The following is a 9,887-nucleotide window of genomic DNA, read 5'->3' as shown; positions in this document are numbered from 1 at the left end:
TCTTTCATGGCCCCATTCACGATCAGTGTGAATTCGGAATGTCAGCCCGATGCTCATTCAACCATTCAACAAATCAACAATTCAACAGTTTCACTCCACCACACGGCACAAAAATTTTCGCACGCTATTGCATTTCATCTTCTGAAGGAAGTATTCTAAGTGAGTTTAAAGACCGGTCATCGCTCATCCTGCAGGTGTAAAAAGAACCTCGCCGGAAGTAAGATTTGCCATTTGTGCTTTGATAGTAAGGATCGAAGCAAGGTTGCTATTTTCCCTCTCGCAAATGTCTATTCCGGTTTGGTAATAATACCCTGATTTTTACGGCCGTTCATTAAAACCGTAATTGGCCGGGGAAGACGAATGTGATAGGTGAATTCGAAATGATTTTGCACGGGTTGGTTTTTAAGCCATTCCCAATCAATAAAACCTTTGTTTTTAAACTGGTTGACTGTAAAATAGCCGACCATAAACGAGGTCAGGTTCTGAAAAAAATGGGAGCCCTGCGAAGGTTCAACCATAAAATCTTTGAAACTGGCTTCCACAATCGCTTTGGCGCCTGAGATTTGTTCCCAGTTAACCGGAATGCCAAGCCAGGGGTCTAATGAGCCCCAGCGACCGACCCCAATCAGCAAATAGGGACGCTTTTCGTTAACCAGAATGGCGTTTAAGCGATTGACCTCTTCTGCTACCTGCCTGGATTTTGCCCGGTCGAATTTGTCATAATCCACATAGACAATATCGTAAATATCCCGAATAATCCCGTGTCCTAGAATGCAAGGAGAGTGGCAGATGATCTGATCGTCCTGATAGTCATCCAGATTAATCTGTTCCAATTCCCGTTTGAGAACCAGCGGGCGCATTTGTAAAACGCCAAAATCTTTTTTATGTTGGTCATCTTTGGCTGACATGTCGACGGCAAATTCAATTTCAACGGGCGTGCCCATGCCCCAGGTTCCCATTTTTAACAGCAGGGTTAATATCTGACTTAAGGGGAAGAGTTTGTGTTTTAAAATAGGAGCAAAACTGACCACTCTGGCTCCCTGTCTGGATAGTCCGTCCACAATGCGATCTTCGTACGCCAAATAGGTAGAGCCGACGTAATAGAGACAGCCGTCGTTTTCGGCCTGTTTTAGAGGGAAAAGACATACTGCTTCGTCGAACGGTTGTAAAGATTCACTGGAGTGCTGGTCGAAATCCAGGGCATAAAATTTGTGCTGGCTGGTTCTTAAAAATTCCTTAATGGAATAAAACTGGGCGATGTGGTTGGGGTATTTGGGCGAAAATTTAAGGGTATTGCCGCCCTCAACCACCCATTCACCAAGTCCCAGAGCTACCGAAGCAATCCCATCTTCCGGCTTTTGCGGGGGAGTGGGGTAAAAATTGTAACTCTTTGCCACTCCGGAAAAGGTGGGGTAGAAGCGGTTTTGGTGTCTGGAGCCCACCATCTTCTGAATGATTACGGCCATCTTTTCCTCTTCCAGACGGTAGCTGGTCATGCGGATGTATTGTTTGGCCGCCTGGTAAAAGGTGGAGGCATAAACGCGCTTGATGGCATTGAGCAATTCATTCAATCTAATCAGCGGATTTTCATGGTTATTGGCGATCATGTAGGTCTGGTAAACCCCAGCAAAGGGATGGTATTGCGAATCTTCCAGTAAGCTGGACGACCGAATGGCCAGAGGTTCGTGTACCAGCTCTAAAAAGGAAATCAGTCCTGCGATGATTTCTTGCGGGAATTTTGTAGCAGTCAGAAAACGGCGCGTGATTTCCACATCATCGTTGCTGCTTAAGGCAAATTCACGTAAATTGTTCTCATCAAGGAAAGCATCAAAAACATCGGTGCCCAGCACAATGGCTGGCGGTACAAATATCCTCACACCCGGAAAGCGCTCAGTGAGTTGATAGTTGGTAATCAGGGTGTTCACAAAACTTAAACCACGCGCTTTTCCCCCCAACGACCCGCCGCCTAAACGGGCAAAACCACTCTGTACGTCAAATGATTCCTGTTTAAAGTCAGTTATGATACCCTGTTGTCTTATCTTGCGATAAGTTCTAAGAGATTCGATTAAATGCTGACGCAAAGCTTCAAGGGAAGGAAAATCGCTCACTTTGCGCGGGCGCAATTTATGAGCCAGCCAGAATTCGGTTCGGGCTTTCAGCCAGGTCGAAAAATGATTGCGTTCAGCGTGGTATTTAATGCTTTCCGGTGGAACGACCTTTAGTTGTTCTTCCAGAGAGAGCAAATCCGTGGCCCGTCCGACCTCCACACCTGCCGGAGTCCTGAAAACGAAATCGCCAAAACCAAATTGCGAAATGGTGAATTGGCGCAATTCTTTCAAAAGCGTAGGCGAATCTTTTAGAACAAAATGGGCACCAATCGACAAAGCTCGCTCTTTGAATTGAGCGTTGTTCGATTGCAGAAGAACCGGAATGTCATCGTGACGTTTTCGAACTTCTATGGCAAATTTTAATCCTGCTTCGGGATCATCCCGGCCCCCTCTTTTAAAATCGATGTCTGAAATAACCCCTAAAATGGTATCCTGGTATTTTTCAAAATAGTTCCAGGCCTCTTCGTAGGTGGTGCAGAGTAAAATTTTGGGCCGCGCCCGCATACGCAGGTATTTGTGGGTCAGATTAATACCTTCTAAAATTAAACGTTGCGATTGTTTTAAAATTTCGGTGTAGAGCAAGGGCAGGTAGGCGGAGTAAAAGCGTACATTATCTTCAATCAAAATGATGGATTGCACACCGACCAGACGCGTATCCTGTTCCACGTTCATGATGTCTTCTAAATGTTTGACTATGGCCACGATGATGCGGAAGTTGCCTGTCCAGATAAATATCCGGTCAAATACTCTGGCATCGGCATGATTGAGCAGTTCAGATAGCTCGCGGTTATCATAAGCCAGAAGTACAACCGGAATTTTTAAGCCCGATTCTCGAATTGCTCTGGCCAGTTGCGTGGAATCCATGTCTTCAATATGGGGCGTTGTAATTACCAGATCGAACCGTTTGTCTTCAGCAGCCAGGGTCAGGGCCTCTTCGCCCCTGGAGACGCGCGTGATTTCCGGAATGTGGCTTAAATTTAGTCCCTGGTACTCCTGACGGATGAGTTCATAAAGGCGTCCGTCTTCTTCAAACACGTACAAATCGTACAGACTGGAAACCAGTAAAATATCACGAATTCGATGGCGCATCAGATGCTGGAAACCCTGGAAGCGGGTTCCGTAGCCGTGTTCGACTAACGGTGAATCAAACGGTTGAAATTCAGATTTTTTAACGGACATGGCTTACCCAAGGATTAAAACTTCTTTAAATAAATTATGAATAAAATTAAACAACAACAAAATAATTTGGTTTCCGTTGCTGAGGGGTCTGGTTTCAATTAACAAATTTTAAATCATCAATAAAAAGAAGTTAAAGCAGCATGGCGACAGCTAAAAAACCTTAAGAAGGGATGACTTTTCTATTAAGAAGAGATCATTAAGCGCAAAGAGAGCAAAGAAATTAATTGCCCTCACCCCCTTGATCCCCCTCTCCCAGAATAAAAATCTGGGAGAGGGCGAAGACCTGTGTGGCAAATTTTCTTAATTTTCTGGCAGCTCCAACCTGTTGTAGCAATGGAAAAATCCCGAATTTCAGGGACGGGCCCGTCTGGCCACCGGACAGGCCCGTCTGGCCACCGGACAGGCCCGCCAGTCTGGCAAGACGCAGCCGGACAGGCCCGTCTGGCCGTGGCAACCGGACAGATGTTAAAATTTCGTAAATTAATTATCTGGCTTTGCAAAAAGTTCAATCGTGAAGAACTCCTTGAACTTATTGACGAAATCAATCTCATTCTAAAAGACAAATATTCCGATCTAAAGCCCAGAGACGATTTTAAAGAAAAACATCTAAATTACAAAAATTTTAAAATCGATCCTCTGGCCCCTTTAGAAGCAGTTGAACCCGTCTGGCTGGCGCAGCCGGACAGGCTTTCTAAGCCTGCTGTTAATCTCTATTACAAAGTAAACCGGTACTTAAAAGAACATGCAAAATAATCTTGTCCCCAAGGCCATCCGTTGCTCTCATTGCAATGCCCCGCATCAGTATCTCTACTTTAATGACGAAAAAACGTTCACAACTTTGTCAATCACTGCAACTTCTTAATGCATCATAATAGTCTTAATTATCATACGCCTATTGAAGTTCCCGAATTACAAAAAATCCAATCGATTCAAGGTAAATGGACTAAAATTCTGCAAATGGCAGCCTGAAGCTTTGTCAAAGAACAATTGTATTTGTTTATTCTGTTGATCCTCTTTCCAGTTTTTTCCTTTCCGAATGGTAGTGAAACATTTTAAACTTTAGACTCATTTGTCAAGATTGCGAAGCACCGTAGGCTTGATCTTGACAAATGAGGATAAAGTTGTACCTTTTTCTACCATTCGGAAAGGGAAATTTTTCATCTTCTTATCTTTCATTTTTTTATGTAACTTTTGACACTACCATGTTAAAAGTCAAATAAAAATCGTTTTTTCTTAATTTTGGGCAGAGGCATCCTTTCTTATTATTCATCTTAAAAAATTTACTCCAAATTTCTCTAATAATAAAATATCCGATCAAACTGTTATTAGTGGTTTTTACCATTTATGTAAAGCCACAAGATGTCTGTTATTGGTGATAAAAGCGCAGCCGCAGTCTATAAAAAGCAATTTACAGTTTTCTGTAAATGCAGGTTGAACAAAGCGGTCTGCGCAAAACGAGATCGGATTTTTTCTAAAACTTTTCTATATCATTCTCCCTAATTGATATTCTTCTTGATTAATCCATACACTACGCATTCTGTTTAATAGTTTCCTGGCTATTTTGATGATCGCTTTCTGCTTTGGCATTCTTTTAATATAGCTCATGTAACTTGCCGTTAAAGCCGGATCATTTTTTACAGCCACCCAGGCTGATTCAATTATTCTGAATTTTAATAGCTTATTCTGACGATGATTAAGCCCTTGAACTCGAGTTTTATTCCCTGACGATTTAAGAGAGGGGATTATACCAACATAGGAAGCTAACTTATTCTGGTTAGAAAAACGATGAATATCCATTATTTCCGCATAAAAGGTAAAGGCGGTTATTAATCCAAAACCTGAAACCGTACGTAATCGTTTTACCACTTCATGGTCAGAATAGTTTTTTCTTATTAACTTTAAAGTGGCTAAAAGTTCTTTTCGTTTGGCTTTCAAATTTTGGATTAACTGATCCAGATAATAACGATCTCCTTCATTCTCTAATTCCAGTTTTTCTAACCAATTAATTAATCGATTAGACCAGCGACTCCCAACTTCAAAAGGTATCTCAACTCCCAGGTAATTTAAAAATGATTTTATCCTTAGTTTGATTTTCTTATTCTCATTACTTTGCAGTGCGTACAGTCGTGATATTTGGCGAGTGGCGCTTTGTTTAGGAGTAGGCACATAAATCGCTTCGAGTGAATTATTTTCTAATTCCCTTGCTAACTTACGCGAATCAATCGCATCATCTTTGTAACTCTTTTCTTTATTGCTAATAGGTACATCACCAGGACTAACCACCATGTTCTTGATACCTAATTCGTTCAACTGGTAGTGAAGCCAATACCCACTAAATCCTGCTTCATAAACAGAGAAATAATGTCCGCCTGGATAATTCTTCTTCAAAAACTTCTCGAGTTTTTTGGCGTTTGGTTCCATGGTAAAAGTTTTTAATTCCATGCCATTTAACCTGATTGTGATTGTCCAACTTTTTTTATGGACATCAATCCCAATAAAAAAGAATTGCCCTTCAAAATTTACCTTATTAATTTGTTGTGACTGATTCATTTTGGCATCCTTTCTTGGTTAATTTTACATTATTTTAGGTTTTCTTTCTAATATAAGAAAGGATGCCTTTTTTGCAACGACCGCCGTTACAGCTTTTTTTCCTTTTCTGGCGTTAATTAATAATTTTTTACTTTTTTGAACTTGTAAAGGTTTTCCTTGATTAAGAGGCTTTATTATTTCCCTTAACAAGTTCAAAAAAGTTAATACCTTTTCTAAACGCCAGAAAAGGAAAATTTTCTATTGCACACCGAGAGTAGTGCTGACTTTTAAACATAACACCTATTCAACTAATTAACTAAGGCAGCAAAACCGCAACCAAAAACAATGCCACAGAGAGCATAAAAATTTCGAAAAAAAATGAAATTTATTGACATGAAAGGCGAAAACTCAGAAAAGCGGCACAATTTGCTCCCCCTTCCCTTTATTAAAAGAAGGGAAGGGGGCCGGGGGGGTAGGATCTTCAGCTTAAAAATTTTCGCATCCCGCTGTGGCGGGATTAGATCTTTTGAAGGAAGTATCCTAAATTTCTGACTGCAAAAGTGTTTCAGCCAAACGATGGAGTCATGTCCTTCCAGGAAAACTGTTTTAAAATATAGCCTGCTTCCGGACCAAATTGCAAAATGAAGGGAATGATTGACCGCCGGGCGTAAGTGTTCAAAAAAGATGAAGCAGGTAATGGAGCAAATATCAGTGGTTTAACATCGCGGATTTTTAACTTAGAGGCTTTGATCCAGCCTTTTTCAAATGTAATGGATTGGGAGGCATAGGCCTGGCAGGCAAATTGTTCGCACCAGGCCAGAACGCTTTCTGTGGCATCCTCTTTTGTCGGTAATTGGCTGGAACGCACCAGCTGCACGGGCAAGTGTAACCAATGAACTATCTGTTCTGTCAATGAAAAGAGAAAATTTCCAAGATTCTGTTCAGGAAACCGATATGTGTCCTCAATCCGTGGAAGATAATATTCCACAAAAGGAAAGTGATGAAACAGATGGTGCAACGTCTTTAAATGTTTCTGTCTCCATGTGCTTTGCTCATCCATCTGTTTTGCAGCGATGGACAAAGGTTTTTGATTATGGCGAAGCGGAATGGTCAGAATATCCTGCGTGCTATGTAGCGGGGCCGAGCGGTTGATCGTTCCGCCTTTACTGAACTGAAGATGATCGGTCCAGATGACAACATCACTCTGAAACATTTGCCAGAAATAGAGCAGGTCAGGAAAGAAGGCAGGCCGAAGCGTGCTTAATATTTTCATGATTTCGTTTTGATTACTTGTTTGACCAGATTCTTTGTTTTAAAGATCACATCCTGCAAGGCAAAATACAGTTTCGCTTTAAGGGAGAGAGGCGAGATGATTTGGTGCAAAAATATCTTTTTATCGGTCCATTTAAATTTGTAAGCTTCTGCGCCGCGCATAAAATCAAATTTCTTTAATTTAAGGGCAATGGCGTCTTCAATTGCTTTTAAGATAATCTGATTGCCCAGCCCATACTGAGCATAAGCCGGATCAAATCCTCCCTGAACATACATCATGCTATCTTGAAATTTAAAACAGTACAAACTCCCGATCACCTGTTGTTGATCAAAAATCTGGTAAAGCTGTAGCCAGCCATTTTTTAAAAAGTATCTGGCGATCTGCTTATGAAAATGGCCTCTACGGTCAAAGTTGAATTTGCTTGCGGCCTGTTTGGCTTTAAAGCGCTGATCGTGTAATTTAAAGAGATTATCGATAGCCGACTCGATCTGCGTTTCATCCTGCACCGTATTGATTTGAAAGCCCTGGCGTTTAAATTTGTTTCTTGCCCGTTTCAGATTTGAGCGAAAGTTTTTTGAAAGGCTGGACAGCACCCGATCAATGTTCTCCGGTAATGGCAGGTAAGGACAAATTTTTATTCGATACTGATAAGAGACCGTATTTAAAAGGTTGTCCAGTTCTTCTTTTTCCAGCAACAAAGAAGAGGTGTCGTGAATATTTTCCAGAATCAAAACATCTGTGGCATCAAGCCAGTGAAGAAATTCCAGCGCGCTAAAAATTTTTCTTAAGAAAAAAACCTTTTTTTCTGCGGCACAGATGATGTCCAGGTAATCACTGGACTCAACCTCCGTGCCCATTAGTTGCATGGTTTTAAATGTTTGCTTAAAAGGAAATATTTTGTTTTGTCTGAACAAAGGCAGAATAGCCAGCAACCGGCCATCCTGTTCATTGCGAACTGTTACAATAACCAGTTGGGGCTGATTTAACTGATTTTGATAATTCTTCCACCAGTGATATTGCCATTCGTAGGTCAAAAAAATCGAATCGGGTTTTACCTGCTGAACTAAAAGTTGCCACTCAGCTTCAAGAGCTTTAAACCCGGATTCACTGTTTAAGACTTCTATTTTCAATGCCATTGATTACCCTTCATTTGTCTTCTTACAATTTAGATATTCGAAACATTCAAAACAAAACATTAATTTCCGGCCCATTGAATGGTTAGCGTAAAGCTGGCCTGAGAAAAGACGGTGAGGGGGGATGGAATGACAGCCAACAACGATGGGCACAACTTGCCCCTTCACAAAATAATTCGTAATTCGTATTTTTTAATTAAGATAATGCTCTGTTGTGGATTTTTGTTTTTGCTGTGTTTCATGTAGTTGATTAGAGATCGCGGCTCCGCTGTCTTAGAGTGAACTCATTGATTTCAGCTAAAACAACACCCGGGCCCCGGTAGCCCGGGTACTGTGCTCAAACCGGCAATGGGCGCATGCCTGTTAAAAAAAATGTTTTTAAAATTTAAAAAATAATTCCAGGCCACGAATAATGAAGTAGAGTGCAGTTAACAAAAAGTAAAAAGAGGATTAGGAGGTAAAGTCATGGGTGCAGACTTAACCAGAATCAACGCCAACATTCCGGCATTACAGAATGTTAACATTCTATCCCGGATCAGTGATCAGATAGCCGGTCATCAATACCGTCTGGCTACAGGCAAACGAATCAATTCGGCTTCCGAAGACCCGGCCGGCTATATGTTAGCTCGCGGACTGGAAGCACGCAAGCGCGGTTTACAGGTTGCGCTGGACAACGTTTCCAATGCGCAGAATATTCTGGACGTGGCCGAAGGGGCATACGCCAATATCATGGATATTTTGCAAACATTGAAAGAAAAAGCTACCCAGGCCGCGGACGGCAGCTTAAACAGTACGCAGCGTTCTGCCATTGATGGACAGGTATCCGCCTTAATCAACGAGATCGAAGATATCGTTGATAATACGACATTCAACGAGAATGCGCTGGTGGATGGCTCCTTCGATACGTACTTCCAGACTGGCGAGCAGGGCGACGAACAGTTACATGTTACGCTAAGCGCTGCCGATAGCGCAACTCTGGGCATCGACAGCCTTGACCTGACCACGGCCAATGGCGCCAGCACGGCGATTAGCACCATTTCCAGTGCTATCGATACCCTGGCGCAAAACATGCGGGCTTTGGGAGAATTTAAAGTCCGGTTACAATCTAAAGAGTCCAATTTGACGAACGCCATTACCAACACCGAGGCCGTGCGCAGCACATTAGAAGATGCCGATTTTGCCAAAGAACAAATGGAAGTGATGAAACTGCAGATTTTGCAACAGACTTCCATGACTTCGTTAACTCAGGCGAACGCTGCCCCACAGTTAGTCCTACAAATGTTCCGTTAAAAGCAACCCCAACTCCACAACCAAAGGTGAAGATGTCAGCATCTTCACCTTTTCTTTTTTATGGTACTCAGCTCCTTTTTCATAAAATCTCAAATCCTAAGGCAGCAAAGCCGCAACCAAAAAACTTCCTTGGGGATTTAAACAACCACAGAGCGCACAGGGAAGTATTTTTTAAATTAAAAATTAAAAATTACGAATTACGAATTAATTTGCGAAGGGGCAACTTATACCCAGGCGGTGAGTAACCATGCCGGCATGTCATTCTGAGAATCCCTTACATTGGCAGACCATTCGAAAGAGCAATGTAACTCGTGCTTCAAACCGCGACTTTGTGAGGGCGAAGCATTTATGGCGAGCTTTTGTTTTAAACCCCAT

Annotated in this window: 6 protein-coding genes; 2 read left to right on the top strand and 4 right to left on the bottom strand. The window is 41.9% G+C overall.

The window, feature by feature from the left end; translation table 11 throughout:
- Positions 1-287: 287 nt before the first annotated feature.
- On the bottom strand, positions 288-3,287 hold the full coding sequence (locus ACWB0I_RS06615) for a PEP/pyruvate-binding domain-containing protein (RefSeq protein ID WP_479387260.1): 3,000 nt from the start codon (positions 3,285-3,287) through the stop codon (positions 288-290).
- A 285-nt stretch (positions 3,288-3,572) separates the two neighbouring features.
- Here ACWB0I_RS06615 and ACWB0I_RS06610 point away from each other — a divergent pair, with 285 nt between their 5' ends.
- Positions 3,573-4,040, top strand: a complete 468-nt coding sequence (locus tag ACWB0I_RS06610) for a hypothetical protein (protein WP_479387259.1) — start codon at positions 3,573-3,575, stop codon at positions 4,038-4,040.
- A 729-nt stretch (positions 4,041-4,769) separates the two neighbouring features.
- Here the strand turns inward: ACWB0I_RS06610 and ACWB0I_RS06605 are convergent.
- The 3 genes from ACWB0I_RS06605 to ACWB0I_RS06595 all read right to left on the bottom strand — a co-directional run bounded on the left by ACWB0I_RS06605 (position 4,770) and on the right by ACWB0I_RS06595 (position 8,225).
- Positions 4,770-5,837: an IS110 family RNA-guided transposase gene (locus ACWB0I_RS06605; RefSeq protein WP_479387258.1), complete on the bottom strand. Its 1,068-nt coding sequence runs from the start codon at positions 5,835-5,837 to the stop codon at positions 4,770-4,772.
- Between the two features lie 544 nt (positions 5,838-6,381).
- The gene (locus ACWB0I_RS06600; RefSeq protein WP_479387257.1) at positions 6,382-7,089 is read right to left on the bottom strand and encodes a WbqC family protein; all 708 of its coding nucleotides are present in this window, start codon (positions 7,087-7,089) and stop codon (positions 6,382-6,384) included.
- Complete coding sequence (locus tag ACWB0I_RS06595; RefSeq protein WP_479387256.1) at positions 7,086-8,225, bottom strand: GNAT family N-acetyltransferase; 1,140 nt, start codon at positions 8,223-8,225, stop codon at positions 7,086-7,088. Before ACWB0I_RS06595 ends, ACWB0I_RS06600 begins: the two co-directional genes overlap by 4 nt.
- A 462-nt stretch (positions 8,226-8,687) precedes the next feature.
- Between ACWB0I_RS06595 and ACWB0I_RS06590 the strand changes: the two genes are divergently transcribed.
- Complete coding sequence (locus tag ACWB0I_RS06590; protein ID WP_479387255.1) at positions 8,688-9,512, top strand: flagellin; 825 nt, start codon at positions 8,688-8,690, stop codon at positions 9,510-9,512.
- Positions 9,513-9,887: the final 375 nt, after the last annotated feature.

The organism is Caldithrix sp., assembly GCF_056497305.1.
Note: the sequence above shows the minus strand (reverse complement) of the source record. Positions and strands in the feature narration are given on the sequence as shown.

Coding starts and splice junctions, on each gene's coding strand:
- ACWB0I_RS06615 (WP_479387260.1), bottom strand. CDS start 3,287: ATGTCCGTTAAAAAATCTGAATTTCAACCGTTTGATTCACCGTTAGTC.
- ACWB0I_RS06605 (WP_479387258.1), bottom strand. CDS start 5,837: ATGAATCAGTCACAACAAATTAATAAGGTAAATTTTGAAGGGCAATTC.
- ACWB0I_RS06600 (WP_479387257.1), bottom strand. CDS start 7,089: ATGAAAATATTAAGCACGCTTCGGCCTGCCTTCTTTCCTGACCTGCTC.
- ACWB0I_RS06595 (WP_479387256.1), bottom strand. CDS start 8,225: ATGGCATTGAAAATAGAAGTCTTAAACAGTGAATCCGGGTTTAAAGCT.
- ACWB0I_RS06590 (WP_479387255.1), top strand. CDS start 8,688: ATGGGTGCAGACTTAACCAGAATCAACGCCAACATTCCGGCATTACAG.